This window comes from Streptomyces sp. SolWspMP-5a-2 (genome assembly GCF_900091845.1).
GTDB classification, from domain to species: domain Bacteria; phylum Actinomycetota; class Actinomycetes; order Streptomycetales; family Streptomycetaceae; genus Streptomyces; species Streptomyces doudnae.
On record NZ_FMCI01000114.1, the window covers coordinates 1 to 26,648 of the forward strand.

Genomic DNA, 26,648 nt, shown 5'->3' on the forward strand with positions numbered 1-26,648 from the left:
AGGGCGACGGCGGCCTCCGGGGACGCGGGCCGCCCCTCGGCGCGGGCCCCGCCGCCCGCGTCGGGCACGATCCGCACCAGGCTCAGCGCCCCGGCGAGGAGAACGCCCCCGACGAGGGCGAGCAGCACCTTGCGCGGCCGGGGCCGCCGATGCCGCCCCCGCGCCCGTCCCCTGCCCCGGGCCGACGCGGGAGGGGGAGGGGAAAGGGGAGGGGGAGAGGGAAGGACGGTGTCAGGTTCGGGATCGGGAGCGGGAGCGGCGGCGGGGGTGGCTGGGGGCTCCGGGACCGGTACCGGGACCGGGACGGTCGGCGCGGTGAGGGTGCCAGAGGCGCGAGAGACCTTTGGGGCGCCCGGGGTCTTCGTTTCGCCCGGGGTCTTCGTTTCGCCCGGGGTCTTCGAGTCGGCTGGGGTCTTTGCTTCGGCCGGGGTCTTCGAGTCGCCCGGGTTCTTCGAGTCGCCTGGGCGCTTCGTGGGTCCTGGGGCCTTCGAGGCGCCCGGGGCCGGTATGTGGGGTGGGGGGCTGTCGGGCGGGGGCGGGGTGTTCCGCGCAGGCGTCGGACCGGTCCGTGTCTCGCTCATGGCGTCCCCTCCCTGGTGCGCGGTGGCGGACGCACGCTATGCGGAGAGGCGGGGTCCGGGGCGGGCGAAGCGGGCGGACATCACTCGAACGAGATGCGCGGAGCGGCTGCGGGAACTGACGGCGCCGGCCGGTGCGCGACCGTCCCGGGCCCGGTCGCGTGGCCGAACGCCCTTTCCCGGCGCGGCCCCGGCTGCGATGATCGGGGCGGACAGTTAACCCGCGTTAACCGGAGGGCGTCATGAGTGAGGAACGGTTCGGGGAGTTCGTGGTCGTGCGGCGGCCCGGCGAGGGGCACGTCGCCGAGCTGGTCCTCGACCGGCCCAAGGCCATGAACGCCGTCTCGTCGGAGATGGCCCGGTCGATCGCCGGGGCCTGCGCCGCGCTCGCCGGGGACCAGGGGGTCCGGGTGGTCGTCCTGACGTCGACGCACGAGCGGGCCTTCTGCGTCGGCGCCGACCTCAAGGAGCGCAACTCCCTCACCGACGCCGAGCTGCTCAGGCAGCGGCCGGTCGCGCGCGCCGCCTACGGCGGGGTCCTCGCCCTGCCGGTGCCGACGATCGCCGCCGTGCACGGCTTCGCGCTGGGCGGCGGGTTCGAGCTGGCGCTCTCCTGCGACGTGATCGTGGCCGACGGGACGGCGGTCGTCGGGCTGCCCGAGGTCTCGGTCGGCGTGATCCCGGGCGGTGGCGGCACCCAGTTGCTGCCCCGCAGGGTCGGCGCAGCCCGCGCGGCCGAGCTGATCTTCACGGCGCGGCGCCTGGAGGCGGCGGAGGCGCGGGAGACGGGTCTGATCGACGTGCTGGTGGACACGGGCCGGGACCGGGAGGAGGCGCTGGCGCTGGCCGCGAGGATGGCCGCGAACTCCCCGGTCGGCCTGCGCGCCGCCAAGCGCGCGCTGCGGCTCGGGCACGGTCTCGACCTCGCCACGGGCCTTGAGGTCGAGGACGCGGCCTGGCGCACGGTGGCCTTCTCGGGAGACCGGGCGGAGGGCGTGGCGGCGTTCAACGAGAAGCGCCCACCGAGGTGGCCGGGGGAGTGACGGGGCTCGGGGGCTGACGGGGGCCTCCGGGGGTCCCCGGCCCGCCCCCGGCCCGTCCCGGTCGCGTGCCGTGGGTCACCCCAGCGCGCTCTCAATGTCCCCCGGTGGCCGAAAACTGCCTAGCCTGGGGCGATGGGTGAGGACAGGCGGCTCGCGGCCGTCGTCGCGTTGGCGCAGGCCATGGCTGCGGCCCACGGCTCGCACGAGGCCTGGCGGGCCGCCGCGCTCGGCGCCTGTCACGCGCTGGGCGGCACCTTCGCGGCGCTCTCCGTGTGGGAGCGGGAGCTGGGGCGGCTGCGGGTCCTCGCCAACGTCGGGGAGCGGACGGCCGGGGAGGCCGAGTTCCCCGAGGACGAGTCCTACCCGGTCCACCAGTTCCCGGAGATCACCGAGTTCCTGCACGAACGCTGGGCCGGGGGCGGCGAGCCCGACGCCTGGGTCGAGACGGCGGCGGGTCCGGCCGCGGGCGACCGGCCCGGCTACGTCCACGAGCGGGTCGCCGCGCTGCGCCGCCGCGGCCGGGGCTGCTGCGTGGTCGCGCCGATCGTGCTGCACGGCCGGGCGTGGGGCGAGCTGTACGTCGCCCGCCCGGCCGGTGCCCCCGTCTTCGGCCGGGCCGACGCCGACTTCGCCACCGTCCTGGCCTCCGTCGTCGCCGCCGGGATCTCCCAGACCGAGCGGCTGGAGGAGGCCAGACGGCTGGCCTACACCGACGCCCTGACCGGCCTCGCCAACCGCCGCGCCGTGGACGGCAGGCTGGACGAGGCCGTCGAACAGCACCGCCTCGACGGCTCCGTCGTCAGCCTCGTCGTCTGCGATCTGAACGGGCTCAAGCGGGTCAACGACACCCTCGGGCACGCCGTCGGTGACCGTCTCCTGGAGCGGTTCGGGTCGGTGCTCTCGCTGTGCGGGGCGATGCTGCCCGGGGCGCTCGCGGCGCGGCTCGGCGGGGACGAGTTCTGTCTGCTCGCGGTCGGCCCGCCGGCCGCCGACGTGGTCGCGGCGGCCGGTGAACTCTGCCGCCGTGCGGCCGAGTTGGAGCTGGGCGAGGGGGTGGCCTGCGGGGTCGCCAGCACCGGCGACCCGATCGGGCCCGTCCGCTCCGGCCGCCGTCTGTTCCGGCTCGCGGACGCCGCCCAGTACCGCGCGAAGGCGGTGCGCGCCGCGGGTCCCGTCGTCGCCGGGCGCGAGGGCCCGGACGATCCCGTGGTCCGGCTCGCCGACGAGCCGCCCCCGAAGAACGCCGACCGCGGCGAACGCCGCCGCTTCCGGGGCCGCCGCGGCTGAGACCGGCGGCCCTGCGGCAGCGGTCCTGCGGCAGCGGCCTTGCGGAGACGGCCCCGCGGCAGCAGCCCGTCGAACCCGAACCCCGCCTCACCCGTCGCCCCGCGTCCCCCTCGCCCCGCCGCACCCGAACCCCGCCCCGCCCGTCGCCCAGCCCCTCCCCGGTCGCCCCCCCGCCGTGCGCTGCGCAGCGCCCCGCCCCCGGTGTGACCAATCGGTAAGGGGCGTAGCCCCGGTCCACTGGTGACATCCTGGAATTCACTGCGTACGCTCCTGAATATGGATATGCACACTGTGGTGGTGGGGACGTCCGGGGTGACCGCGTCCGACGTGCTCGCCGTGGCCCGCGGCGGTGCCCGGGTCGAGCTTTCCGGGGAGGCGGTCACGGCCCTCGCCGCGGCCCGCGAGGTCGTGGAGGCGCTGGCCGCCAAGCCCGAGCCGGTCTACGGGGTCAGCACCGGCTTCGGCGCCCTCGCGACCCGGCACATCAGCCCCGAGCTGCGCGCCCGCCTCCAGCGCAACATCGTCCGCTCGCACGCGGCGGGCATGGGCCCGCGGGTCGAGCGCGAGGTCGTCAGGGCGCTGATGTTCCTGCGCCTGAAGACCGTCTGCTCCGGCCGCACCGGTGTGCGCCCCGAGGTCGCGCGGACCATGGCGGACGTCCTGAACGCGGGGATCACCCCGGTCGTGCACGAGTACGGCTCGCTCGGCTGCTCCGGCGACCTGGCCCCGCTCTCGCACTGCGCCCTGACGCTCATGGGCGAGGGCGACGCGGAGGGCCCCGACGGCACCGTCCGCCCCGCGCGCGACCTCCTCGCCGAGCACGGCATCGAGCCCGTCGAACTGCGCGAGAAGGAGGGGCTCGCGCTCCTCAACGGCACCGACGGCATGCTCGGCATGCTGGTCATGGCCCTCGCCGACCTCGACACCCTCTACAAGACCGCCGACGTCACCGCGGCCCTCTCCCTCGAAGCGCTGCTGGGCACCGACAAGGTGCTCGCCCCCGAGCTGCACGCCATCCGCCCGCACCCGGGGCAGGGCGCGGCAGCCGCCAACATGCTGGCCGTGCTGAAGGGTTCGGGCCTCACCGGGCACCACCAGGACGGCGCCCCGCGCGTCCAGGACGCCTACTCGGTGCGCTGCGCCCCGCAGGTCGCGGGCGCCGGACGGGACACGCTGGCGCACGCCCGGCTGGTCGCGGAGCGCGAGCTGGCCTCGGCCGTGGACAACCCGGTGATCCTGCCCGACGGGCGGGTGGAGTCCAACGGCAACTTCCACGGCGCCCCGGTGGCGTACGTCCTCGACTTCCTCGCCATCGCCGCCGCCGACCTGGCCTCCATCGCCGAGCGCCGCACCGACCGGCTGCTGGACAAGAACCGCAGCCACGGGCTGCCGCCGTTCCTCGCGGACGACGCCGGTGTCGACTCGGGCCTGATGATCGCCCAGTACACGCAGGCCGCGCTGGTCAGCGAGATGAAGCGGCTGGCCGTCCCGGCGTCCGCCGACTCCATCCCGTCCTCCGCCATGCAGGAGGACCACGTCTCGATGGGCTGGTCGGCGGCGCGCAAGCTGCGCACCTCCGTCGACAACCTGGCCCGGGTCCTCGCCGTGGAGCTGTACGCGGCGACCCGGGCGGTGGAGCTGCGCGAGGGGCTCGTCCCCGCGCCCGCCTCGCGGGCGGTCGTGGCTGCGGCCCGCGAGGCGGGCGTCGGCGGCCCCGGGCCGGACCGTTTCCTCGCCCCCGACCTGGCCGCGGCCGACGCCTTCGTGCGCGCCGGGGGCCCGGTGACCGCCGCCGAGACGGTGACCGGACCGCTGCTGTAGGCCGTGGCGGCCCGGTGCCGGAGGCGTACCGGGCTGCCGCCGACCGCCGTGCGCTACTTGAGCTTGCTCTCCTGGGCCGTGACGATCTCCTCCGGTATGGAGGTGTCGGCCTTCTTGCCCGCCAGGGCGGCCAGGTTGAGCGCGTAGTACGTGGCGACCGTCGAGCCGTGGCGGACCACCTCGGCGTTCACCGTCGTCTCGCCGCCGTCGGTCTTGCCGTCGATGGTGAACGCGGCCGACTCGTCGCCCGACCCGACGGGCTTCCCCGGCGCCACCTTCGTGAACTGCTGGGCCTCCTGGCCCTCGGCCGAGAAGGTGAAGCCCCCCGCGCAGCCGGAGACCGCGTCCTTGACGGCCTTCATGGTGCGCTGGGCGCCGTCCCCGTCGTAGGAGGAGAGCGAGACGATGGTGATGGTCGAGCCGAGCAGGTCCTTCGCGGCGTCCAGGTCGGCGTCCGAGCCCGCCGACGGCGCGGCCGTGGGCGCCGCCTGGGTGGCGACCCGGTTGACGAACGCCTTCTCGTCGCCGGGCGCGAACCCGGTCAGCACGTAGGCGAGCGGCTCGCAGGCCGCGTCCTTCACCGTCAGCGCGTCCTTCGACGGGACGATCTGCTGGGCCGCCCCGGCGGGCTTGACGTCGTAGCCCTCGACGTCGGCGGTGGCGACGATCAGCTTCTCCAGCTCGCCCTTGCCGATCGCCTCGGCCGTGGCGGCGGGCGCCGACGGCTTCCCCGCGGTGTCCTTCGTGTCCTTCGCGTCGGAATCCCCGCCGCACCCCGTGATGAGGACGAGCGACAGCGCGCTCACGGAGAACGTGGCGACTGCGCGGGTCCTCGATGATCTCTTCATGGGCGGACTATGAAGTTTCGGTCAAGGCCACGTCAAGTCGGTTCAAAAACCGAGCCGTTCGCGGCGCACCGAGTAGACGACGAACCCGGCACCGAGCGTGAGGAAGAGCGTGCCGCCGACGACGTACGGCGTGGTGTCGAAGCTGCCGGTGTCGGCCAGCCCGACGCCCTCGGCACCGGCCTCGCCGGCCGGGTCCGACGGCCCGGCCGACTCGTCCGACGTCTCCGACAGGGCCCTGGCCTGCGTCGTCGAGGTGCCCGACGGCTGATCTGCCGCTGGGTTCTCCTGGGACGCGTTGGCGGACGGGACGAACCACAGGGCACCGAGGAGGGTCCCCGCGGCGGTGGCGGTCAGCAACGGACGGCGAGCGGATGACACGGAATATCGATCCCCTTGTGGCGCTGGCGAATTGGCCGTGTGGGGCGATGTTAGTGAAAGGCGCGGGTCACGGGAAAGTCACGGGTGCGACGGGCCGTACTCTCCGGGCATGAGCAACGAAGAGACCTCGCGTTTTGTGCGGCTTCGCGTGGAAGTCGTCCTCGAAGTGAACGACGCGGACGCCGTCACCCGGGCCGCGCTCGACCGGATCACCGACGACGAAGGTGTACCCGACGGCGAGCGGGTACACGCACAGAGCGCTGTGACGGAAGACACCGCGGAGGCCCTGGCCTACCTCGTCGACCCGTTCGACCTGGTCAGTGAGGTGCCCGGGGTGGAACTCGCGCAGGCCAGCTGGTCGAGCGAGGAGATCGAGTACGACCCCGATGCGCCCGAGTGGGAGCTGGACGAGGATGATGAGGACGCGGAAGGCGCGCGTGACATGGAGGACGTGGTGGACGGCGTCCGCTGAGGCGGCGGGGGAAAAACCCGGCCCCGGGCGGCAACCGCCGTCCGGGGTTCTCGCGTCTCAGAGGTGCGCACCGACCGGCCGCCGCACCACGCCTCCCCGGCGACGTGGCGTGCCCCACACGTCCGCGGATCGTGGAACGGGATGAGCCGGTCGTAGCGTTGAAGTTCGTTAACGGGGACTGTTGGGGTTTCTGGGTTCGGCAACGATGGAGAAGCGTGTGATGACGGACAGTAAGCGGCGCAGGGGCCTGATGGCCGCGTCCGCTCTGCTCGGCGGTGTGCTGGTGCTCTCGGCGTGTTCGGGCAGCGACGACGCCTCGGGCGGCGGGAGCAAGGACGCCTCGCAGGCCCAGGCGGACGAGGCGGCGGCCAAGAAGACCTCGGCGGCCGATATCAAGATCACGCCGAAGGACGGCTCGGACAACGCCTCCATCAACAACTCGGCCACGGTCACGGTCAGCAAGGGCACGCTCACCAGCGTCGCCATGAAGACCGCCGACGGCGCCGCGGTCAGCGGCGAGCTGTCCGCCGACAAGACGAGCTGGAAGCCGACCACCCAGCTGGAGCGCTCGACCACCTACCGCGTGACGGCGGCGGCGAAGGACACGGAAGGCCGCGTCGCGCACGAGAACGCGTCGTTCACCACCGTCTCCCCGAGCAACAGCTTCATAGGCAACTTCACGCCGGAGAACGGGGCCACCGTCGGCGTGGGCATGCCGGTGTCGATCAACTTCGACAAGGCGATCACGAACAAGGCCGCGGTCCAGAAGGGCATCACGGTCACCTCCAGCAGCGGTCAGGAGGTCGTCGGCCACTGGTTCAACGCCAACCGCATCGACTTCCGCCCCGAGGAGTACTGGAAGGGCAACTCCACCGTCACGCTGAAGCTCGCGCTCGACGGTGTCGAGGGTGCCGACGGGGTCTTCGGCGTCCAGCAGAAGACGATCACCTTCCACGTGGCCCGCAACCAGGTCTCCTACGTCGACGCGAAGACCAAGCAGATGAAGGTCACGCAGGACGGCAACACCGTCAAGACCATCCCGATCTCGGCGGGTTCCCCGGACAACAAGACGTACGAGGGCATCATGGTGATGTCCGAGAAGTTCAAGGAGACGCGCATGAACGGCGCGACCGTGGGCTTCACCGACGACGACGGCAAGGGCGAGTACGACATCAAGGACGTGCCGCACGCCATCCGCCTCACCAACTCCGGCACCTTCATGCACGGCAACTACTGGGGCGCCAAGTCCATCTTCGGCAGCGTGAACACCAGCCACGGCTGTGTCGGCCTGTCCGACACCAAGGGCGCGAACGACACCGGTACCGCGGCCTACTGGATGTACAGCCACTCGCTGGTCGGTGACGTCGTGGTCGTGGAGAACACCGGCGACAAGACCGTCGCGCCGGACAACGGCCTCAACGGCTGGAACCTCAGCTGGGCCGACTGGAAGGCCGGTTCCGCCGCCTGACGCACCCTCACCCCACAGTCCTCCGATGCCGCCTCCAGGGGCGGCATCGGTGTTTCCGGGGCGCTCCACAGCCTTCTCATGCTTCTCTTATGCGGGCCTTATCGCATCGTCACGGTGCCTCCCTAGCTTGCGGCCATGTTCTTCACCTACCTGAGGCGCGAACTGCGCCGCCGCAGAAAGGCGGCCCTCGTCGTCGCCTCCGGTCTCGCACTGGGCATCGCGCTGGTCATCGTGGTCACGTCCGTGTCGTCCGGCATGGGCAGGGCACAGGACAAGGTCCTCCAGTCGCTCTACGGACTGGGCACGGACATGACGGTCACCAAGGCGGCGGCGCCCTCGACGAGCGCGTCCCAGCGCCCGCGCTTCCAGTTCGACGCGCAGGGCGACGACTCCGGCGAGGAGCAGAGCAGCGACCGCGTCATGGTGCAGGGCTTCCAGACCCTGTCGGCGGCGACGGTGACCAAGGTCGGCTCGCAGCAGGGCGTCTCGGCGGCGGCCGGCGGGCTGAGCCTCCAAGTCATCAAGATCAACGGCCAGTTCACCCGCGGTCAGTTCCAGCAGGACCAGAGCGGCGGCGGACGGCAGGGCGGCCCCGGCGGCGGCAGCGACCAGCCGCAGGGCGAAGTCCGGGGCGGCGGCGCCGACTTCGACGTCAACAACTACTCCGTCTACGGCACCGACGTCACCAAGCCCGCGCTCGGCCCGCTGACCTCGTCCAGGATCAGCAGCGGCCGCACCTTCACCACCTCCGAGACCGACGCGAAGGTCGCCGTGGTGGACTCCGCCTACGCCAAGGAGAAGAAGTACAAGGTCGGTTCGTCGATCACGATCAAGGGCACCGCGTTCAAGGTGATCGGCGTGGCGACCGCCGACAGCGGTGACGCGGCGGCCAACCTCTACATCCCGCTCGAGCGCGCGCAGACGCTCGGCGACGCGAAGGACAAGGTCACCACGGTCTACGTCAAGGCGACCGACTCGCAGCAGATCTCCCGCGTCAAGTCCGTGATCCAGAAGAACGTCTCGGGCACCACCGTCACCACCTCCGCCGACCTCGCCTCCACCGTCTCCGGGTCGCTCTCCACCGCCTCCTCGCTCGCCACCAGCGTCGGCAGGTGGCTGTCGATCGCGGTGCTGGTGGCCGCGTTCCTGGTGGCAGGACTGCTGACCTCCTCGGCGGTCTCCCGCCGGGTCCGCGAGTTCGGCACCCTCAAGGCGCTGGGCTGGAAGTCGGGCCGGGTGACCGGGCAGGTGGTCGGCGAGGCCGTGGTCAACGGCCTCCTCGGCGGCGCCCTGGGCATCGCCCTCGGCCTCGCGGGCGCCTACGCCGTCACGGCCGTCTCGCCCACCCTGAGCGCCCAGTTGGGTGGCGGTGGCGGTGGCGGTGGCGGCATGGGCGGACCCGGCGGCGGCGGTGGCGGCGGCTTCGGGGGCGGCGCCGGGCGGGCCGCCGCCAAGACCCTGGAGGTCACCCTGACCGCACCGGTGAGCGTGACGACGGTGCTGACCGCGGTGGGCCTCGCGGTGGCCGGCGGTCTGATCGCGGGCGCCTTCGGCGGCTGGCGGGCCTCGCGGCTGCGCCCGGCGGACGCCCTGCGCCGCGTCGAGTAGCCGTCAACTCCCCTCCCACCACAGCACCTTCCAGGAGTCACCGTGTACGAACTCAGAAGCGTCACCAAGCGCTACACCCGGGGCAAGGACACCGTCACCGCGCTCGACGGCGTCGACCTCACCATCGCCGACGGCGACCGGCTGGTCATCCAGGGCCCGACCGGCGGCGGCAAGTCCACCCTGCTCCAGATGCTCGGCGGCCTCGACCGGCCCACCTCGGGCGAAGTCGTCCTGGACGGGACCGACTTGGCCACGCTCTCCGAGGGCAGGCTCACCGCCGTGCGCAGCGCCCGCATCGGCTTCGTCTTCCAGTCGTTCAACCTGATCCCCACGCTCACCGCGCAGGAGAACGTGGAGACCGCGCTCGTCCCGCTCGGCGGGAAGGCGAAAGAGCGCCGCGAACGCGCCGCCGAGGCGCTGCGCTCGGTCGGTCTCGGCGAGCGGCTCGGGCATCTGCCGTCCGAGATGTCCGGCGGGCAGCAGCAGCGGGTGGCGATCGCCCGCGCGCTGGTGAAGCAGCCGAAGGTGCTGCTCGCCGACGAACCGACCGGAAACCTCGACGAGTCGATGCGTGACGAGATCATGGAGGTTCTGGAACGGATGTGGAAGGAGCTGGGTCTGACCTTCATCATGGTCACGCACGACTCCGCCATCGCGCGGAAGGCGCCGCGCCTGGCGACGATCCGCAAGGGCCGGATCACTGTCAAGGAGAACGCCGGAGCCTGATCCGGCGATCTTGTAACAGCGGCCGCGCGGTCGGGTAACAGTCGGCACGAACCCCCTCTTACCGTCCTCTCACCTCTTGAGACGGCTGATCGCCCCCCGGCATACTCCAGCTCCGGGGGCGATCGCGCATGTGTACGACACACCTCTCGGCCGGGTGAACGGGAGGACCGCACCCGGACCTTCGGCGAGGGGGAGTTTTGCGCAGAGAATTCAAGAGAGCGTGCGCGGGCACGATCGCCGCGGCAGCGGCCGTGGCCCTCGCGGCGGGCATGACCAGCCCGGCGCAGGCCACGGCGGACCGCGCGGCCGGGACACCGGCCGTCAACGGCAAGGCCAAGCACCGCGTCACCCTGATCACGGGGGACCGGGTCGCGATCGACGGCAAGGGCCGCGTCGTCGGCCTGGAACCGGCCGCGGGCCGGGCCCACATACCCGTCGAGATCCGCAGGGCCGGCGGCCACACCCTGGTCGTCCCGGCCGACGCCGCCCGCATGATCGCGACCGGCAAGGTCGACCGGCGGCTGTTCGACGTCACCGAGCTGAACAAGGCCGCCAACCGCAAGGCCCAGAAGCAGGGCCTGAACGTCATCGTCGGCTACCAGGGCACCGCCAGGACCGTGAAGGCCGAGGTGCGCGGCGCGGGCAAGGTCCGCCGCACCCTCACCGCCCTCAACGCGGACGCCGTGCAGACCCCGAAGAAGGACGCGGCCGACCTCTGGGCCGCGGTCACCGACGGCACCACCACCGCCTCCGGCATCGCGCACGTCTGGCTCGACGGCGTCCGCAGGGCGAGCCTCGACAAGTCGGTGCCGCAGATCGGCGCCCCGACCGCGTGGGCCTCCGGCTACGACGGCAAGGGCGTCAAGATCGCCGTCCTGGACACCGGCGTCGACGCGACCCACCCGGACCTCAAGGGCCAGGTCACCGCGGCGAAGAACTTCTCCACCTCCGCGTCCGCCACCGACAAGTACGGCCACGGCACGCACGTCGCGTCCATCGCGGCGGGCACCGGAGCCAAGTCGGGCGGCAAGTTCAAGGGCGTCGCCCCCGGCGCCAAGCTGCTCAACGGCAAGGTCCTCAGCGACGACGGCTACGGCGACGACTCCGGCATCATCGCGGGCATGGAGTGGGCGGCCGAACAGGGCGCCGACGTCATCAACCTGAGCCTCGGCGGCGCCGACGCCCCCGGCATCGACCCGCTGGAGGCCGAGGTGAACAAGCTGTCCGAGCAGAAGGGCATCCTGTTCGCCATCGCCGCGGGCAACGAGGGCGAACTCGGCGACTCCACCGTCGGCTCGCCCGGCAGCGCCGCCGCCGCCCTGACCGTCGGCGCCGTCGACGTCAAGGACAGGCTCGCCGAGTTCTCCAGCCGCGGCCCGACGGCCGACGGCTCCGTCAAGCCCGACGTGACCGCGCCCGGCGTCGACATCACCGCCGCCGCGGCCCCCGGCAGCGTCATCGACAAGGAGGTCGGCCAGAACCCGGCCGGCTACCTGACCATCTCCGGCACCTCGATGGCCACCCCGCACGTCGCGGGCGCCGCCGCGATCCTCAAGCAGCAGCACCCCGACTGGGGTTACGCCGAGCTGAAGGGCGCCCTCACCGGCTCCGCCAAGGGCGGCGCGTACACGCCGTTCGAGCAGGGCACCGGCCGCATCCAGGTCGACAGGGCCATCAAGCAGACGGTCGTCGCCGACCCGTCGTCCGTCGACTTCGGCACCCAGCAGTGGCCGCACACCGACGACACCCCGGTCATCCGCCAGGTGACCTACCGCAACCTCGGCACCGAGGACGTCACCCTGTCGCTCAAGGCGACCGGCACCAACCCCAAGGGCCAGGCCGCCCCGGCCGGGTTCTTCACCCTCGGCGCGAGCACCGTCACCGTCCGCGCGGGCGGCACCGCCTCGGTGGGCCTCACGGCCGACACCCGGCTCGGCGGCACCGTCGACGGCGCCTACTCCGCCTACGTGACGGCGACCGGCGGCGGGCAGAGCGTGCGCACCGCGGCCGCCGTGCAGCGCGAGGTCGAGTCCTACGACGTCACGCTGAAGTTCCTCGGGCGCGACGGCAGGCCGACCAAGAACTACGACGCCACCCTGTTCGGCATCGCCGGGCTCGCCACCGACGCGATGGTCTCGCCGTACGACCCCTCGGGGACCGTCAAGGCGCGGCTGCCCAAGGGCACGTACACCCTCAGCTCGTTCCTGCTCGTCAACCCCGACGACTGGAGCAAGGGCGCCGACTGGCTGGCCCAGCCCAAGCTGACCGTCGCGAAGAACCAGACGGTCACCCTGGACGCCCGCAAGGCCAAGCCGGTGAGCGTCACCGTGCCCGCCTCCGGCACCAAGCAGGTCCTCGCCGCCTCCGACTTCGGCGTCGAGACCCGCGACTCCGCCTACGGCTTCGGCTACGTCGCCGACAACTGGACCGGGTTCCGCAGCGCCCACCTCGGCCCGCAGGTCACCGACGGGTCCCTGACCCAGCAGTGGCAGACGGCCTTCACCAAGGGCGGCAAGGAGGAGTTCCAGACCACCGCGGGCGGCAGGGTCAAGCAGCTCGGCACCGGCTACACCAAGAAGTACAAGGCGTCCGAGCTGGCCACCGTGAAGGTCGGCCTCGGCGCCGCGGCGAGCGGCAAGAAGGCCTCGGTCGGCGCCCTCGGCTGGCTGCCCCAGGGCGACGGCGGCTGGTCGACGGCCATCCCGCAGGCCGCGCCCGGCACCCGCACCCTGCACCTGTCGACGCCGGGCGGCGTCAAGTGGTCCCTGGACTTCGAGCAGTACTCCGGGGTCGACGCCGACGGCTTCCCGGTCGCCGACGCCTTCTACACGATGGGCGAGCCGCAGACCTTCAAGGGCGGCAAGAGCTACAGCAAGACGTTCAACACCGCCGTCTTCGGACCGCACCTGAACGCCGAGTTCGGCCTCTACCGCGACGGCAACAGCGTCATGGGGTACGTCCCGCTGTTCGCCGACTCCAACACCCACGCGGGTTCGTCCGTCTTCACGTCGGCCACGACCACGCTCTACCGCAACGGCACCAAGGTCGGCTCTCACCACGACCCCCTCTTCGGCGAGGAGGAGTTCAAGGTCCCGGCCGGTGACGCCGAGTACCGGCTGACGACGTCGGTGAAGCGCAGCGCCAAGGTCGCGGCGGCCTCCACCCGCATCGACGCGGCCTGGACCTTCCGCTCCAAGAAGGTCTCCGGCATGACCAAGCTGCCCGCCTCCATGGCCCGCTTCAAGGCGGTCACCGGTCTGGACAGCAAGGTCGCGGCGGGCAGGACCGTCAGCATCCCGGTGGTCGTCGAGGGCGCCGCCAAGGGCAGCAACCTCAAGTCGCTCGCGGTGTACACCTCGTACGACGGCGGCAAGACCTGGAAGAAGGTCACCGTCTCGGGCGGCAAGATCAAGGTGAAGAACCCGGCGAAGGGGAAGTCGATCTCCTTCAAGGCGAAGATCACCGACAAGAAGAAGAACACCTCGACGGTCTCCGTCTACAACGCCTACTACGGCAAGTAGCCCGACCGGCGGACCGGTTCACGAAGCGGGGCCCGGCGGGAGCGAGACGCTCCCGCCGGGCCCCGCCCGCACGGCGGACACACCCAGGCCGGGACCCACCGGGCACCCGGCGCCGGCGCCGACCGCTCCTCCCGCGCCGACTGCGGCGGTTGCGGCCACGCGGACCGCGGCTACGAGGACTACGACGACTGCGCCGAGGACCCCGCCCGGGTCGCGTCCGTGCCCCAGCTCGCCAGCAGCCGCAGCGCCTCCGCCGACTCCGAGCCCGGGTCCGCGTGATACGTCACCAGCGTCTGCTCGTTGCCCTCGGCGAGGTGGAACGACTCGTAGTTCAGGGTCAGTTCGCCGACCAGCGGATGCCGCAGGTGCTTCACCCCGTACGTCTTCTCCCGGACGTCGTGGGTCGCCCACAGCCGCCGGAACTCCGGGCTCTTGACGGACAGTTCGCCCACCAGCGCGGAGAGCCTGGGGTCGTCCGGATGGCAGCCCGCGTCCATCCGCAGCACGCTGACGATGTCGCTCGCCTTCTGGTCCCACTCCACGAACAGCTCCTGGTAGCCCGGGTTCAGGAACACCAGCCGCGCCCAGTTGCGCTCCGCGGGCGGCAGTTCGGCCCAGTCGCCGAAGACCGCCGCCGCCATCCGGTTCCACGCGAGGATGTCCCCGCGCCGCCCGGTGAGGTACGCCGGGACCGACTCCATCGAGTCCAGGAGCTGCCGCAGCGCGCCCCGCGCCTGCTGCACCCGCGCGGTGTGCTTCTTGCGGTGCTGCTTCGGCTTCGCCAGGTGCGTCAGATGCGCCCGCTCGGCGTCGGTGAGCCGCAGCGCCCGCGCGATCGAGTCGAGGACCTCCGCCGACACGTTCCGCCCGTTGCCCTGTTCGAGGCGGGTGTAGTACGCCACCGACACCCCGGCGAGCTGCGCCAGCTCCTCGCGCCGCAGCCCCGGCACCCGCCGGTGCCGCCCGAAGTCGGGCAGCCCCACGTCCTCCGGCTTCAGCCGGGCCCGCCGGGTGCGCAGGAACTCGCTCAGCTCGGCCCTCCGGTCCAGCGAGGCCGACGAGGCGGCAGACACGTCATCCATACGACCAGTATTCACCGTCGTACGCGGGTCAGTCTGTCCCCGCCAGTGGTAGGCACAGCAGTCGTACGCAAAGGCGGGGGATGGGTGGGCGCCGCGTTCCGGAGCAGGCTGGAGCCAAGCCCGGCCGGCAGAAGCAGCCGGGTCCGTCCCCCCCCCACGAGGAGAGCCACGGCATGACCACCGTCGCCGCTTACGCCGCACCCGCCGCCAAGGCTCCGCTGGAGCGCACCACCATCGAGCGCCGGGCGGTCCGCGAGTCCGACGTCCTGATCGACATCGAGTTCGCCGGCATCTGCCACTCCGACATCCACCAGGCCCAGGAGGGCTGGGGCAAGGCCATCTTCCCGATGGTCCCCGGCCACGAGATCGCGGGCGTCGTCTCCGAGGTCGGCCCCGGAGTCACGAAGTTCCAGGTCGGCGACCGGGTGGGGGTCGGCTGCATGGTCGACTCCTGCCGCGTCTGCGAGAACTGCCTCAAGGGTCTCGAGCAGTACTGCCTGGACGGCAACACCGGCACCTACAACGCCGTCGGCCGGGACGGCGAGCCCACCTACGGCGGCTACTCGCAGAAGGTCGTCGTGGACGAGAACTTCGTCCTGCGCATCCCCGACGGCATCTCCCTCGACGTCGCCGCCCCGCTGCTCTGCGCCGGGATCACCACCTACTCCCCGCTGCGCCACTGGAACGCGGGCCCCGGCAAGAAGGTCGCCGTGGTCGGCTTCGGCGGCCTCGGCCACCTCGGCGTCAAGATCGCGCACGCGATGGGCGCCGAGGTCACCGTCCTCTCGCAGTCCCTGCGCAAGCAGGACGACGGCAAGAAGCTCGGCGCCGACCACTACTACGCCACCAGCGACCCGAAGACGTTCGAGGAGCTGCGCGGCAGCTTCGACCTGATCCTCTCCACCGTCTCCGCCCCGCTGGACCTCGGCGCGTTCCTGTCGCTGCTGCGCACCGACGGCGCCCTGGTCAACGTGGGCGCCCCGGAGGAGCCCGTCTCGCTGAACCTGTTCTCGGTGATCGGCGGCCGCAAGACCCTCGCCGGTTCCGGCATCGGCGGCATCCAGGAGACCCAGGAGATGCTGGACTTCTGCGCGGAGCACGGGATCGGCGCCGAGATCGAGCTGATCTCCGCCTCCGAGATCAACGAGGCGTACGAGCGGGTCCAGTCCAGCGACGTCCGCTACCGCTTCGTCATCGACACGGCGACGATCTGACGCCGCCCGGACGCGGCCTGGACCGGGCCCCTCAGACCTGCCGTCGGCCGCCGCGTCCCAGCAGCCACAGCAGGTAGGGCCCGCCCACCAGTGAGGTGAGGGCGCCGACCGGCACCTCGAGCGGAGGCACCAGCGTCCGCGCGGCCAGGTCGGCGCCCACCAGCACGACCGCCCCCGTCAGCGCCGAGCACACCAGCGGGAGCTGCGGGGTGCGGGTCAGCCGCCGGGCGAGCTGGGGCGCCGTCAGCGCGACGAACCCGATGGGTCCCGCGGCGCCGGTCGCGGTGGCGGCCAGCACCACCCCGAGCACGGTCAGACCGAGCCGGGTCCGGTCCACCCGCACGCCCAGCGCGGCGGCCGTCTCCGGGTCGAGCCCCAGCGGCCCGGCCGCCCGGCCCGCCCACACCAGCGCGGGCAGCGCCAGCAGCAGGACGACGGCCAGCGGGCCCGCCTGCTCCCAGCCCCGGCCGTTGAGGCTCCCGGTCAGCCAGAGCTTGACCTGCTCGGCGGCGGCCAGCTCGCTGTCGGTGAGATAGAGCTGCACGACGGCCGAGAGCGCGACCCCGACACCCACGCCGGTGAGCACGAACCGGCTCGGGCGCATGCCGTGCCGCCAGGCCAGCACGTACACGAGGGCGGCCGCGGCGAGCCCTCCGGCGACGGCCACCGGCGGCACCGCGCCCGGCGAGGCGACGGCGCCGGTGGCCAGCGCCAGCACGGTCGCGGCGGCGGCCCCGTGCCCGACACCGATCACGTCGGGGCTGGCGAGCGGGTTGCGGGTGACCGTCTGCACCAGGGCCCCGGCGAGCCCGAGCGCCGCGCCGACCAGCGCCCCCAGCACGATCCGGGGCACCCGCAGCTCGTTCACGACCAGGTCGTACGGGGTGCTCTCGCCCCGCACGGTCCGCCAGACCGCGCCGGGCGCCACGAAGGTCTGCCCGACGCAGGCGGCGAGCGCCATCAGCGCGGCCAGCCCCACGACCAGCACGGCGGCGACGCCCAGGGAACGCCGGTTCAGCAGGAGGGACAGCCCGGGGGAGGGCCGCAGCAGCAGGGAGTGCGGGGAGGGGAGGAGGGCGGGGCGGCCCGCGGCGCGTGCGGGGTGCGCGGGAGCGGGGGGTTCGGAGTCCGGGCGGGCGGGAGTGGAGTCCGGGCGGGCGGGAGCGGGTTCCGGGGCTGCGGCGGTCGGGCGCGCAGGGCCGGCCCCCTTCGCCCCCTCCACCGTTTCCTCCGGTCCCGGTCCTGGTCCCGGCGCCTGCCCCTGCCCCGGCCCCTGCCCCGGCCCCTGTCCCGGCGCCTGCCCCGGTCCCGGTCCTGGTCCCGGCCCCTGTCCCGGCGCCTGCCCCTGCCCCGGCCTCTGTCCCTGTTTCTGCCCAGGTCCCTGCCCGGACCCGGGCTCCCGTGTCCGCGTCTCCTCGGCCCCGTTCAACTCACCGCCCCCTTGCGCCGTACCAGCACCACCAGCACCGGTACGCCCACCAGCGCCGTCATCACCCCGGCCGGGACCTCCGCGGGGGCCCGCACCACGCGGCCCACCACGTCGGCGGCGAGCAGCAGGCCCGCGCCCAGCAGGGCGGAGAGCGGGAGCACCGCCCGGTACCCGCCCGAGGTCACCAGCCGCCGCGCGAGATGCGGCACCGCGAGGCCCACGAAGGCGATCGGCCCGGCGGCGGCCACCGCGGCGGCCGTCAGCAGGGTCGCGCCGGACGCGGCCGTCACCCGGACCAGCGCCACCCGGTGGCCGAGCGCGCGCGCCGTCTCGTCGCCGAGGGCCAGCGCGTCGAGGCCCCGGGCGCAGGCCAGCACCAGGACCGCCCCGGCCAGCAGGAACGGCAGCATCCGGCCGACCGTCCCGGCGTCCCGCCCGCTCAACGCGCCCACCTGCCAGAACCGGAACTGGTCCAGGGTGGCCGAGCTGGAGGTGAGGACGACGGTGGTGCCGCCCGCCGTCATCGCGGACAGCGCGGTCCCGGCCAGCGCCAGCTTCACCGGTGACGCCCCGCCCCGGCCGCGCGCGGCGATCCCGTACACCAGGCAGGCGGCGACGACGGCTCCGGCGAACGCGTACCAGACGTACCCGGCGAAGCCGCTCGCCAGGCCGAGCGCGATGGCGAGGACGACCCCGGCGGCGGCGCCCTGGCTCAGCCCGAGGATGCCCGGGTCGGCGAGCGGGTTGCGGGTGACGGCCTGGAGCGCGGCCCCGGCCACGCCGAGCGCGGCGCCCGCCGTCAGCCCGACCTCGGTGCGCGGCAGCCGCAGCGACCGCACCACCAGCGCGTCCGGTGAACTCCCGTCGTGCAGCAGGGCGTCCAGGACGGCGGCGGGCGGCACGGCGCGGGTGCCGACGGCGAGACTGAGCAGGGCGGCGACGGCGACGGCGAGCACCGCCAGCGGCCAGGCGAGGCGCCGGCTCACGTGCCCAGGTGCTCGGCGAGCTGCCGGACGACGAGGCGGGCGGCGGTGGGCCCGGCGTTGAGGTACCAGGGGTCGTCGTCGACCTTGACGGCGTGTCCGGCGGTGACCGCCTTCATCGACTTCCACAGCGGCCCGGCCAGCACGCTCGCCGCGTCGGTCCTGGACGCGTCGCCCTGGACCGAGTAGAAGATCCAGTCGCCGTCGGCGGTGTCGACGCTCTCCGGTCCGATGTCCTGCGAGATCGCCGTGAACCGCTGGGACGCGGGGCGCGCGAGGCCCATGTCGACGGCGAGGGAGCCGGTGAAGGAGGAGACACCGAACATCCGGGTGCGGTCCGGGGTGAACCGCACCATGGAGACGGTCGTGCCGCCGAGGCCCGCGCCCTTGTCACCGGCGTCGGTGACGATGTCGTCGAGCAGCTTCCGGGCCGCCTCGCCCTTGCCGACCGCGTCGCCGACCAGCAGCAGGTCGCGCTTCCAGTTGACGCCGTTGCCCGCGGTGATCACGGTCGGGGCGATCTTCGACAGCTTGGGGTACAGGTCGCCGAGCGAGTCGTTGGCCAGGATCAGGTCGGGCTCGGCGGCGGCGAGGGTCTCCAGGTTGGGCGCCTGCCGGGTGCCCGCGTCGGTCATCCCGGCGAGCCGGTCCTTGTACCGCGGGAAGGCGTCGGCGAGGTACCCGGGCACGAGCCCCGCGTTGTCGGCGCGGGTGGTGGCGGCCGGGACGACACCGAGGGAGAGCAGGTCGTCGAGCTGGCCGGTGCTGAGCGCGGCGATCTTCAGGGGCGCGGAGGTGACGGTGGTGCTGCCCTCGAAGTGCGTGACGGTCCGGGGAAACGTTCCGTCCTTCGCCTCGCTCGACCCCATCCCGGCGGCCAGGTCGCTGGGCGCGGCGGACGGGCCCTCGTCGGCCCCGATGACCTGGTTCCGTCCGGCGGCGGCCTTGCCCGAGCCCTCGGTGCCGCTGCCGCCGTCCGAGGACGAGCAGCCGACCAGCAGCCCTCCGGCGACCACGACGGCCAGGCCGGCCTTCACACCCACACCACGCACGACGACTCCGATCATTGAATAAGGCAAGCCTTACCTTAACCGGAGCCGCGTGTTCGATTTGTCGGGGGCCGGTGCTCGGCCGGGCGCGCGGGGTCGCGCGATCCGCTCACCGCACCGCGAAGGACTCGCCCGCCCGATGGGACCGCACCCGCACCGACCCGTCCCCGTCCGCCGCCGGACGCACCGAGTGGGCGCGCCCGAGCCCCGCCACCCGGGCCGTCCCGTCCGCGCCCACCTCCACCAGCGTGTTCTCGTCGACGGCGACCGCGTGCCGGAGCCCGAACCGGGCCACGGCCGCGGTGAGCCGGGCCAGGGTGCCCCACTGGGCCGCGTGCACGTCCACCGCGAACGGGACCAGGCCGAGCCCGTCCCGCACCTCGATCTCCGCCAGGTCCTCGGCGCTGTCCGCCGGGCACACCGGCGTCCCGCCGTCCAGCCACCCGCCGACGACCGCCCGCCGCGCGGCGACGGCGGCCCCGGCCGAGAACCCGGCGTACGGGAGCCCCGACTCCCGCACCCACCGCCCGACGCCGGAGCCCGCCAGCGCCTCCTGGTAGGCGGGCGTCAGACCGCCGCACACCAGCAGCCCGTCCAGCCCCCGCGCCCGACCCGCGTCGAACCGCCCGCCCAGCGGCACCGGCAGCGGCACGGGCGCGCAGGAGCCGACCGCGCGCAGGACGGCGTCGTACCGCGCGAACTGCTCGGCGCCGTCCCCCTCGTCGACCAGCACGCACCCGATCCGCGGCACCCCCGTGCCCCGGGCCGCCCCGGCCGCCCGCAGGAAGGGCCCGTGGACGGCCGCCGCGGCACCGGGGTCCCAGCCGCCCCCGACCAGGAACACCGGCCCGGCGCTCACGCTCCCGCCTCCGCCCGCGCGCCCAGCCGGGACGACACGTCGTCCGGAAGGGGATAGGGGCGTTCGGGCGGCAGCAGCCGGGCCGCCGCGCCGAGGTCGTCGGCGCGGACGCGCGCGTGCACCTCCCGGGCCAGCGGCGTGACGTCACGGATGCCGACCGTCCACTCGTCGGCGTACCGGCGGACGGCCTCACCGCGGAGCCCGAGCTGCAACGACCGGTACGGCAGCGCCGCCAGCCGCAGATCGCGCTCGGGGTCCCACTGCACGCGGGCCGGTGAGCGCTTCGACTCCCGCTGCCAGGAGGCGAGATCGGCGTGCACACCGGGCACCCGGCTCGACAGGCAGGCGTGCCGCAGCGCCCACTCGAACCCCTCCCGGGTGATCTCGACGGCGAGCACGGTCTCCTGCCCCTCCTTGGCGGCCCAGCCGCAGCGGTACATCATCCAGAGGAAGGACGGCTTGATCCACGTCATCCGCTCCCGCTTCCACGCCGCCGGGAACCGCCCGTCGCGCGCGGCCGGGACGCCGATGTGCGGCGGGTAGGCCTGATAGACGGTCACGGTGGACCCGGTGCGGACGGCGCGCACCTCGCGCCGGGGTGTCTCCATGCCGACCAGGGTGCGGCCGAAGTGCCCCGCGCGGCCACCGGATTACCGCCGCGGAGCGCGCGCGGGCCGCCCCCGCCGCCGGACGCGGAGCCCCGGCCGCCGGGGCATCGTCCGAGTGGATGTGCGCGGCGGCCATTGCTGGCTAGAGTCGTCAGGTCACACCTGGTTGTGGGGACAGCCACGGTGGTTTCTGACGGTGAACGTCCGGGGGAGGGCCTGCACGCATGAGTCGTCGCTCAAGTGGTTCTGTCGGGGTGTGGGCTGACATGCAGCGGCAGCAGCAGCGTCAGCTGGAGGCCGAGGCCAGGCAGCGCAGGCAGCGCGAGCAACAGGCGCGGGCCTACCAGCGGCGGGCCGCCCAGAGCCACCGCGAGTACCGGCAGGCCGAGGCGCTGCGGCGCACCGAGGAACTGGACGCGCAGGTCGCCTCCCTGCAAGGGCTCCTCGCCGCCGGGTGCCGCGCCCCCGCCTTCCGCGCCTCCTCCCTGATGAGGCAGCAGCAGGTGCAGCCCTTCGCCCCGGGACCGCTGGCCCAGCCGGTGCCGATGCCCGTCCTCGCCCACTACCAGGCGCAGGGCGGCTGGACGGCCAACCGGCGGGCCCAGGCCCAGGCCGAGGCGCGGGCCCGCTTCGAGCGCGACTGGCGGGCGGCCCAGGCCGCGGAGACCCAGCGGCAGCGCCAACTGGCCTCCTACCAGCGGGAGTACCAGCAGTGGGTCGACGGTCAACTGGCCGAGGTGCGACGGCACAACGCGGGCGTCACCGCGACCACCGAAGGGGTGGCCCGCCGGGACCCCGACTCCGTGGTCGAGTACTTCTCCGCCGCGCTCTACGCCTCCACCGCCTGGCCCGAGGGCTTCCCGCGCCAGGTGACGGCGGCCTACGACCCGGGCGCCGGGCAACTCGTCCTGGACTGGGAGCTGCCCGGCTACGACGTCGTCCCCGAGGCCAAGGCGGTCCGCTACCTGTCCACGGCCGACCAGGACAAGGAGACCCCGCGCCCGGTGAGCCAGCGCCGCGCCCTGTACCGGGAGGTCCTCGCCCAGTGCGTGCTGCTCGTCCTGCACGAGCTGTTCGCCGCCGACGAGGCGGGCGCCCTGGACTCGGTGACCCTGAACGGCTTCGTCGACGGGCACGACCCCACGACGGGACGGCCCGGCCAGATCGTCCTCGCCACCGTCATGGCCGCGCGCTCCTCGTTCCGCGAACTGCACCTGGCGCAGGTGGACGCGGGCAGTTGCCTCGCCGACGCGCTGCACGGACAGCTCTCGGTGCGACCGGACCAGCTCACCCCGGTCCGCCCCAGCAGACGGCCGCAGGACGTCGGCAACCGCGTCGTCTCGCACGATGACGACGACGAACCCGACCTGCTGGCCATGGACCCGATCGCCTTCGAGAACCTCGTCGCCGACCTCTTCCGCGCGATGGGCATGCAGGCGGTGACCACCCAGCGCTCCAACGACGGCGGCGTCGACGTCGACGCCCTCGACCCGGCGCCGATCCGCGGCGGCAAGATCGTCGTCCAGGTCAAGCGCTACCGCAACACCGTGCCGCCCACCGCGGTGCGCGACCTCTACGGGACCGTGCAGGACGCGGGCGCCAACAAGGGCGTCCTCGTGACGACTTCGGGGTTCGGGCCCGGCTCGCACACCTTCGCCAACGGCAAGCCGCTCGAACTCATCACCGGCACCGCGCTCGTCGACCTCCTCCACCGGCACGGGCTGCGCGGGCGGCTCGGCGACGGCCGCCGGGCACCGGCCGCGCCGACCCCCACGGTGCCGGACACCCGGCTGCCGGACGACTACAACGTGCTGGGCATGTCCTGGACCGGAGACGTCGCCCTGGACGTCTGCGCCCTCGTCTGCCGCGGCAACCGGGTGCTCAGCGACGACCACTTCGTCTTCTTCAACAACACGCGCACACCGGACGGTTCGGTGCGCGCCCTGCCCGCCACCGCCCCGGACCGGGCCGCGATCTGCGTCTCCTTCGACGCCCTGCCCGCCGAGGCCGACCGGCTCGTCCTGGTGGCGGCCACCGACCCGGAGGCCGACCCGCACGCCGACCTCGCCGGTTTCACGGACGCCTTCATCCGCCTCCTCGACCCGGGGATGACCGAGCTGGGACGCCTGGAGGTCTCCGACGGCCGGGCCCGCGAGACCGCCCTGGTCCTCGGCTCCTTCCGCCGCAGGGCCAACGGCGACTGGGACTTCGTCCTGGGCGGCAAGGGCTACGAGTCCGGCCTGGGCCAACTCGTCGAGGACTTCGGCATCGAGGTGGAGTAGGGGAGCGGAGGGGAGCGACTCGGCGCGGCGCGGTGGGGGAGTGGCGCGGTGGGGATCGGTGCGGGGCGGTGGGGGAGTGGTGCGGGAGCGGTGTGGTGGGGTGGGAGTGGTGCGGTGGGGGTGGTGCGGCGTGGTGGGAGTCGTGCGGGAGCGGTGTGGCGTGGTGGGAGTCGTGCGGTGGGCGGTCCCGGCCTCGCGCACACCGGCTCAGCGCCTGGTTCCGGGCCCGGCCCGGCTCGGCCTTGCTCGGCTTGGCCCTGCCCGGCCTGGCTCTGCCCGGCCCAACTTGGCCTGGCCCGCCCCGCCTAGAGCCCTGCCCCCTGCCCCTGCCCGGCCCAACTTGGCCTGGCGCGCCGTGCCTAGGGCCCAGCCCCAACCCCTGTCCCTGTCCCGGGGATTCTCCGTACCCGGTGCGTCCGTCGTGGTCCGCGTGTGAGCATGGCGCATGCTCTTCGTCGTCCTCGTCCTGCCCACCGGGCTGGTGCTCGCCGCGATGGTGCTCAAGCTCGTCCTGCACGCCGTGCGGCGGGTGCGCGAAGGGGGACGGCCGCGCCTGGCGAGCCCCCGGCCCCTCGCGCTCGTCAGCGGATGCGCCGCCGCCGTCGCGCTCCTGGCCTACAGCCACGCCGACCTCATGTACTCCCCGGGTCTGTTCCCGGAAGGGACCTGCCTGCTCAGGGCGGGCTACAAGGTCGGGCCGCAGGCGCACAGCGCCTTTCCGCTCAGCACGGTCTGCGAAGGCGTGGAGATCGTCCCGACCTGGGTCAACCCGACGGTCACCGCACTGCTCGCCCTCGCGGCGGTGACCCTTCTGGCGGTGCCGTTCGCCCACCGGGTGCAGCGGGCGCGGGGGACGGCGGCGGTCTGACCGGCGGCCCGCCCCGCGGCCCCCGCGTCTGGGCAGGCGCCGTCGGTCGTCGTCAGTGCGGCAGCGACGCCGGGTTGCCGCCGTTCGCCTCGTAGCCCGCCACCGCCAGGGCCCGGTACACCGCGAACTCCGCCGCCGGGTCCGGGGACAGGGTCCACGGCAGGGCGCCGACATGGCCGTCGATGTGCACGAGCTGGCTCATCGCCTCGGACCAGCGCTCCGCGCGGACCAGGAAGAAGACCAGGAGATGGCGGACGTGCGCCAGCATCGGATCGTCCGCGCGGGCGGCGTGCACCGCGAACAGCGCGCCATGGATCGCCTTGCGCACCACCTCGCTCTGGTAGAACCCGCTGACCAGGTTCACCTCCGGCAGATGCTCGAAGACCGCGAACAACGGCATCGCGGCCAGCAGGGAACCCTGCGGTGCGCGGGCGGCGGCCGCCTCCGCGAAGGAGTTCGCCAGCTCCCGCGAGCCGTGCCACTTCTCGCACCAGTAGTGCAGCGCCGCCAGATGCGCCCCCATGTGCGCGGGCGCGCGGTCCAGGATCTTCAGCCAGACCTGCTCGAACTCCTCACGCGGGTAGGCCAGTCCGCGCGCCACCGACAGCTCCACGATGTACGGGACCGGGTCACCGGGGGCGAGCAGCGCCGCGTCACCGCACGCGGACCTGGCCTCCTCCATGATGATCCGGAAGTCGTCGGTGCCCGGTGTCGCCGTCCGCCACGCCTGCTGGACCAGGAACTCCGCGTGCACGGCCGCGCCCCCGGCGTCCTTCGGCTGCTCGGCGCGCCACACTCGCAGCCACTGCCCGCCCGGCGACTCGTCGACCCCGCCGGGGCGCTGCGCCAGTTCGAGCGAGGCGGCGCCCGCGAACGCCTGCACGCGCTGCCAGCGCAGCTCGCCCGCCGCCTCGGTGCCCGCCAGCAGCTGGGCGGCGGCCCGGTAGTCCTGGGTGCGCTGCACCAGGTCGAGCACGTCCAGCAGGTCCTGGTCGGGGCCCGGCATCCGGACGTCCAGCTCCTCCTGCGGCGTGAAGCCGTAGTTCGCCGGGTCCGCCGCGTCCGGGTGGCCGGGCGGGACCTGCTCGATCATGCCCCGGCGGCGCCGCATGACCGGCAGCAGCACGAAGCCGATCATGACCAACGCGATCAGGACCCACAGAATCTCCATGCGACAAGCGTTCCAGACACCGCCGACAATTGGCCAACCCGGTCCCCGAACCTGTGGAAAACTCCGCGCGGGACCCGCCCGGACCCTGGGGACGACCGTCGTCCGGCGCCCTCCCCGCCCGCGGCGGGTGGCCGGACCTCGCGTGCGGTCCGGCACCACCCTCTCCGGCACACTACGCTCGGTGCCCATGAGCGACAGGTACACCAGTCAGCACTTCGAGACGTTGGCGATCCACGCGGGCAACACCGCCGATCCCCTGACCGGCGCGGTCGTCCCGCCGATCTACCAGGTCTCGACGTACAAGCAGGACGGCGTCGGCGGTCTGCGCGGCGGCTACGAGTACAGCCGCAGCGCCAACCCGACCAGGACCGCCCTGGAGGAGAACCTCGCGGCCCTCGAAGGCGGCCGCCGCGGTCTCGCGTTCGCGTCCGGACTGGCGGCCGAGGACTGCCTGCTGCGTACGCTGCTCAGCCCCGGCGACCACGTGGTCATCCCGAACGACGCCTACGGCGGCACGTTCCGCCTCTTCGCGAAGGTCGTCGCCCGCTGGGGCGTGGAGTGGTCGGTCGCCGACACCAGCGACCCCGCCTCCGTGCGGGCCGCCCTCACCCCGAGGACCAAGGTCGTCTGGGTGGAGACCCCCTCCAACCCGCTGCTCGGCATCACCGACGTCGCGGCCGTCGCCCAGATCGCCCGTGAGGCGGGCGCCCGGCTGGTCGTCGACAACACCTTCGCCACCCCCTACCTCCAGCAGCCGCTGGCGCTGGGCGCGGACGTCGTCGTGCACTCCCTGACCAAGTACATGGGCGGCCACTCCGACGTCGTCGGCGGCGCACTCATCGTCGCCGACCAGGAACTCGGCGAGGAGCTGGCCTACCACCAGAACGCGATGGGCGCGGTCGCCGGGCCGTTCGACTCCTGGCTGGTGCTGCGCGGCACCAAGACGCTCTCCGTGCGCATGGACCGGCACAGCGAGAACGCCGGGAAGGTCGCCGACATGCTCACCCGCCACGCGCGCGTGACGCACGTGCTCTACCCCGGCCTGCCCGACCACCCCGGGCACGAGGTCGCCGCCAAGCAGATGCGCGCCTTCGGCGGCATGGTGTCGTTCCGCGTCCAGGGCGGCGAGGAGGCGGCCGTCGAGGTCTGCAACCGCGCCCAGGTCTTCACCCTCGGCGAGTCCCTGGGCGGTGTCGAGTCCCTGATCGAGCACCCCGGCCGGATGACGCACGCGTCCGCCGCGGGCTCCGCGCTGGAGGTGCCCGGCGACCTCGTCCGCCTCTCCGTGGGCATCGAGAACGTCGACGACCTGCTCTCGGATATCCAGCAGGCGCTCGGCTGAGCCGTCCCCGC

At 73.5% G+C, this 26,648-nt stretch carries 21 protein-coding genes; 12 read left to right on the forward strand and 9 right to left on the reverse strand.

Going from position 1 to position 26,648, the window contains the following annotated elements; translation table 11 throughout:
* The first annotated feature begins 820 nt into the window (after nucleotides 1-820).
* The 3 genes from GA0115242_RS10855 (at nucleotide 821) to hutH (ending at nucleotide 4,729) form a co-directional block, all read left to right on the forward strand.
* Nucleotides 821-1,621 (forward strand): enoyl-CoA hydratase/isomerase family protein, encoded by an 801-nt coding sequence (locus GA0115242_RS10855; protein ID WP_093827064.1) that lies wholly within the window; start codon nucleotides 821-823, stop codon nucleotides 1,619-1,621.
* A gap of 132 nt (nucleotides 1,622-1,753) precedes the next feature.
* Nucleotides 1,754-2,908 carry a GGDEF domain-containing protein gene (locus GA0115242_RS10860; RefSeq protein WP_093827066.1) on the forward strand — a complete coding sequence of 385 codons (1,155 nt, stop codon included), beginning with the start codon at nucleotides 1,754-1,756 and terminating at the stop codon, nucleotides 2,906-2,908.
* A gap of 282 nt (nucleotides 2,909-3,190) precedes the next feature.
* Nucleotides 3,191-4,729, forward strand: coding sequence for a histidine ammonia-lyase (gene hutH, locus GA0115242_RS10865; protein ID WP_093827068.1), 1,539 nt, complete (start codon nucleotides 3,191-3,193; stop codon nucleotides 4,727-4,729).
* Nucleotides 4,730-4,782: 53 nt separating this feature from the next.
* Here hutH and GA0115242_RS10870 read toward each other — a convergent pair whose 3' ends face one another.
* Nucleotides 4,783-5,577 (reverse strand): hypothetical protein, encoded by a 795-nt coding sequence (locus GA0115242_RS10870; protein ID WP_141721571.1) that lies wholly within the window; start codon nucleotides 5,575-5,577, stop codon nucleotides 4,783-4,785.
* A 42-nt stretch (nucleotides 5,578-5,619) separates the two neighbouring features.
* Nucleotides 5,620-5,955, reverse strand: coding sequence for a hypothetical protein (locus tag GA0115242_RS10875; protein WP_176729791.1), 336 nt, complete (start codon nucleotides 5,953-5,955; stop codon nucleotides 5,620-5,622).
* 109 nt (nucleotides 5,956-6,064) lie between these two features.
* Between GA0115242_RS10875 and GA0115242_RS10880 the strand changes: the two genes are divergently transcribed.
* The 5 genes from GA0115242_RS10880 (at nucleotide 6,065) to GA0115242_RS10900 (ending at nucleotide 13,750) form a co-directional block, all read left to right on the forward strand.
* Nucleotides 6,065-6,427, forward strand: coding sequence for a hypothetical protein (locus tag GA0115242_RS10880; RefSeq protein ID WP_202555168.1), 363 nt, complete (start codon nucleotides 6,065-6,067; stop codon nucleotides 6,425-6,427).
* Nucleotides 6,428-6,632: 205 nt separating this feature from the next.
* Nucleotides 6,633-7,895, forward strand: coding sequence for a L,D-transpeptidase (locus GA0115242_RS10885; protein WP_093827074.1), 1,263 nt, complete (start codon nucleotides 6,633-6,635; stop codon nucleotides 7,893-7,895).
* A gap of 135 nt (nucleotides 7,896-8,030) precedes the next feature.
* Nucleotides 8,031-9,503 (forward strand): ABC transporter permease, encoded by a 1,473-nt coding sequence (locus GA0115242_RS10890; protein WP_093827076.1) that lies wholly within the window; start codon nucleotides 8,031-8,033, stop codon nucleotides 9,501-9,503.
* 42 nt (nucleotides 9,504-9,545) lie between these two features.
* Complete coding sequence (locus tag GA0115242_RS10895) at nucleotides 9,546-10,229, forward strand: ABC transporter ATP-binding protein (RefSeq protein ID WP_093827078.1); 684 nt, start codon at nucleotides 9,546-9,548, stop codon at nucleotides 10,227-10,229.
* A 197-nt stretch (nucleotides 10,230-10,426) separates the two neighbouring features.
* The gene (locus GA0115242_RS10900) at nucleotides 10,427-13,750 is read left to right on the forward strand and encodes a S8 family peptidase (protein ID WP_237548980.1); all 3,324 of its coding nucleotides are present in this window, start codon (nucleotides 10,427-10,429) and stop codon (nucleotides 13,748-13,750) included.
* 179 nt (nucleotides 13,751-13,929) lie between these two features.
* Here GA0115242_RS10900 and GA0115242_RS10905 read toward each other — a convergent pair whose 3' ends face one another.
* Nucleotides 13,930-14,832: a helix-turn-helix domain-containing protein gene (locus GA0115242_RS10905; RefSeq protein ID WP_093827080.1), complete on the reverse strand. Its 903-nt coding sequence runs from the start codon at nucleotides 14,830-14,832 to the stop codon at nucleotides 13,930-13,932.
* Nucleotides 14,833-15,005: 173 nt separating this feature from the next.
* On the opposite strand from GA0115242_RS10905, the gene GA0115242_RS10910 reads away from it, so the two are divergent.
* Nucleotides 15,006-16,046, forward strand: coding sequence for an NAD(P)-dependent alcohol dehydrogenase (locus GA0115242_RS10910; RefSeq protein ID WP_093827082.1), 1,041 nt, complete (start codon nucleotides 15,006-15,008; stop codon nucleotides 16,044-16,046).
* Between the two features lie 31 nt (nucleotides 16,047-16,077).
* Here the strand turns inward: GA0115242_RS10910 and GA0115242_RS10915 are convergent, their stop codons facing one another.
* The 5 genes from GA0115242_RS10915 to GA0115242_RS10940 all read right to left on the reverse strand — a co-directional run bounded on the left by GA0115242_RS10915 (nucleotide 16,078) and on the right by GA0115242_RS10940 (nucleotide 20,974).
* Nucleotides 16,078-17,100, reverse strand: a complete 1,023-nt coding sequence (locus tag GA0115242_RS10915) for a FecCD family ABC transporter permease (protein ID WP_093827212.1) — start codon at nucleotides 17,098-17,100, stop codon at nucleotides 16,078-16,080.
* Nucleotides 17,101-17,471: 371 nt separating this feature from the next.
* Nucleotides 17,472-18,461: a FecCD family ABC transporter permease gene (locus GA0115242_RS10925; protein WP_093827084.1), complete on the reverse strand. Its 990-nt coding sequence runs from the start codon at nucleotides 18,459-18,461 to the stop codon at nucleotides 17,472-17,474.
* On the reverse strand, nucleotides 18,458-19,525 hold the full coding sequence (locus tag GA0115242_RS10930; RefSeq protein WP_093827086.1) for an ABC transporter substrate-binding protein: 1,068 nt from the start codon (nucleotides 19,523-19,525) through the stop codon (nucleotides 18,458-18,460). The genes GA0115242_RS10925 and GA0115242_RS10930 overlap by 4 nt, the downstream gene beginning before the upstream one ends.
* Nucleotides 19,526-19,616: 91 nt before the next feature.
* Nucleotides 19,617-20,366 (reverse strand): hypothetical protein, encoded by a 750-nt coding sequence (locus GA0115242_RS10935; protein WP_256089404.1) that lies wholly within the window; start codon nucleotides 20,364-20,366, stop codon nucleotides 19,617-19,619.
* Nucleotides 20,363-20,974: a DUF4291 domain-containing protein gene (locus GA0115242_RS10940; protein WP_093827088.1), complete on the reverse strand. Its 612-nt coding sequence runs from the start codon at nucleotides 20,972-20,974 to the stop codon at nucleotides 20,363-20,365. The genes GA0115242_RS10935 and GA0115242_RS10940 overlap by 4 nt, the downstream gene beginning before the upstream one ends.
* Before the next feature lie 224 nt (nucleotides 20,975-21,198).
* Between GA0115242_RS10940 and GA0115242_RS10945 the strand changes: the two genes are divergently transcribed.
* Nucleotides 21,199-23,256, forward strand: coding sequence for a restriction endonuclease (locus tag GA0115242_RS10945; RefSeq protein WP_176729792.1), 2,058 nt, complete (start codon nucleotides 21,199-21,201; stop codon nucleotides 23,254-23,256).
* A 445-nt stretch (nucleotides 23,257-23,701) separates the two neighbouring features.
* Nucleotides 23,702-24,124 (forward strand): hypothetical protein, encoded by a 423-nt coding sequence (locus GA0115242_RS10950; protein WP_093827092.1) that lies wholly within the window; start codon nucleotides 23,702-23,704, stop codon nucleotides 24,122-24,124.
* 52 nt (nucleotides 24,125-24,176) lie between these two features.
* Here GA0115242_RS10950 and GA0115242_RS10955 read toward each other — a convergent pair whose 3' ends face one another.
* The gene (locus GA0115242_RS10955) at nucleotides 24,177-25,295 is read right to left on the reverse strand and encodes a hypothetical protein (protein ID WP_093827094.1); all 1,119 of its coding nucleotides are present in this window, start codon (nucleotides 25,293-25,295) and stop codon (nucleotides 24,177-24,179) included.
* Nucleotides 25,296-25,482: 187 nt separating this feature from the next.
* Between GA0115242_RS10955 and GA0115242_RS10960 the strand changes: the two genes are divergently transcribed.
* Nucleotides 25,483-26,637, forward strand: a complete 1,155-nt coding sequence (locus GA0115242_RS10960; RefSeq protein ID WP_093827215.1) for a cystathionine gamma-synthase — start codon at nucleotides 25,483-25,485, stop codon at nucleotides 26,635-26,637.
* The last annotated feature ends 11 nt before the right edge of the window (nucleotides 26,638-26,648 follow it).

What these genes read in the sequence shown, in the direction of transcription:
- GA0115242_RS10855 (WP_093827064.1), top strand. Translation starts at nt 821, where the DNA reads ATGAGTGAGGAACGGTTCGGGGAGTTCGTGGTCGTGCGGCGGCCCGGC.
- GA0115242_RS10860 (WP_093827066.1), top strand. Translation starts at nt 1,754, where the DNA reads ATGGGTGAGGACAGGCGGCTCGCGGCCGTCGTCGCGTTGGCGCAGGCC.
- hutH (WP_093827068.1), top strand. Translation starts at nt 3,191, where the DNA reads ATGCACACTGTGGTGGTGGGGACGTCCGGGGTGACCGCGTCCGACGTG.
- GA0115242_RS10870 (WP_141721571.1), bottom strand. Translation starts at nt 5,577, where the DNA reads ATGAAGAGATCATCGAGGACCCGCGCAGTCGCCACGTTCTCCGTGAGC.
- GA0115242_RS10880 (WP_202555168.1), top strand. Translation starts at nt 6,065, where the DNA reads ATGAGCAACGAAGAGACCTCGCGTTTTGTGCGGCTTCGCGTGGAAGTC.
- GA0115242_RS10885 (WP_093827074.1), top strand. Translation starts at nt 6,633, where the DNA reads ATGGAGAAGCGTGTGATGACGGACAGTAAGCGGCGCAGGGGCCTGATG.
- GA0115242_RS10890 (WP_093827076.1), top strand. Translation starts at nt 8,031, where the DNA reads ATGTTCTTCACCTACCTGAGGCGCGAACTGCGCCGCCGCAGAAAGGCG.
- GA0115242_RS10905 (WP_093827080.1), bottom strand. Translation starts at nt 14,832, where the DNA reads ATGGATGACGTGTCTGCCGCCTCGTCGGCCTCGCTGGACCGGAGGGCC.
- GA0115242_RS10910 (WP_093827082.1), top strand. Translation starts at nt 15,006, where the DNA reads ATGACCACCGTCGCCGCTTACGCCGCACCCGCCGCCAAGGCTCCGCTG.
- GA0115242_RS10930 (WP_093827086.1), bottom strand. Translation starts at nt 19,525, where the DNA reads ATGATCGGAGTCGTCGTGCGTGGTGTGGGTGTGAAGGCCGGCCTGGCC.
- GA0115242_RS10940 (WP_093827088.1), bottom strand. Translation starts at nt 20,974, where the DNA reads ATGGAGACACCCCGGCGCGAGGTGCGCGCCGTCCGCACCGGGTCCACC.
- GA0115242_RS10945 (WP_176729792.1), top strand. Translation starts at nt 21,199, where the DNA reads ATGAGTCGTCGCTCAAGTGGTTCTGTCGGGGTGTGGGCTGACATGCAG.
- GA0115242_RS10950 (WP_093827092.1), top strand. Translation starts at nt 23,702, where the DNA reads ATGCTCTTCGTCGTCCTCGTCCTGCCCACCGGGCTGGTGCTCGCCGCG.
- GA0115242_RS10955 (WP_093827094.1), bottom strand. Translation starts at nt 25,295, where the DNA reads ATGGAGATTCTGTGGGTCCTGATCGCGTTGGTCATGATCGGCTTCGTG.
- GA0115242_RS10960 (WP_093827215.1), top strand. Translation starts at nt 25,483, where the DNA reads ATGAGCGACAGGTACACCAGTCAGCACTTCGAGACGTTGGCGATCCAC.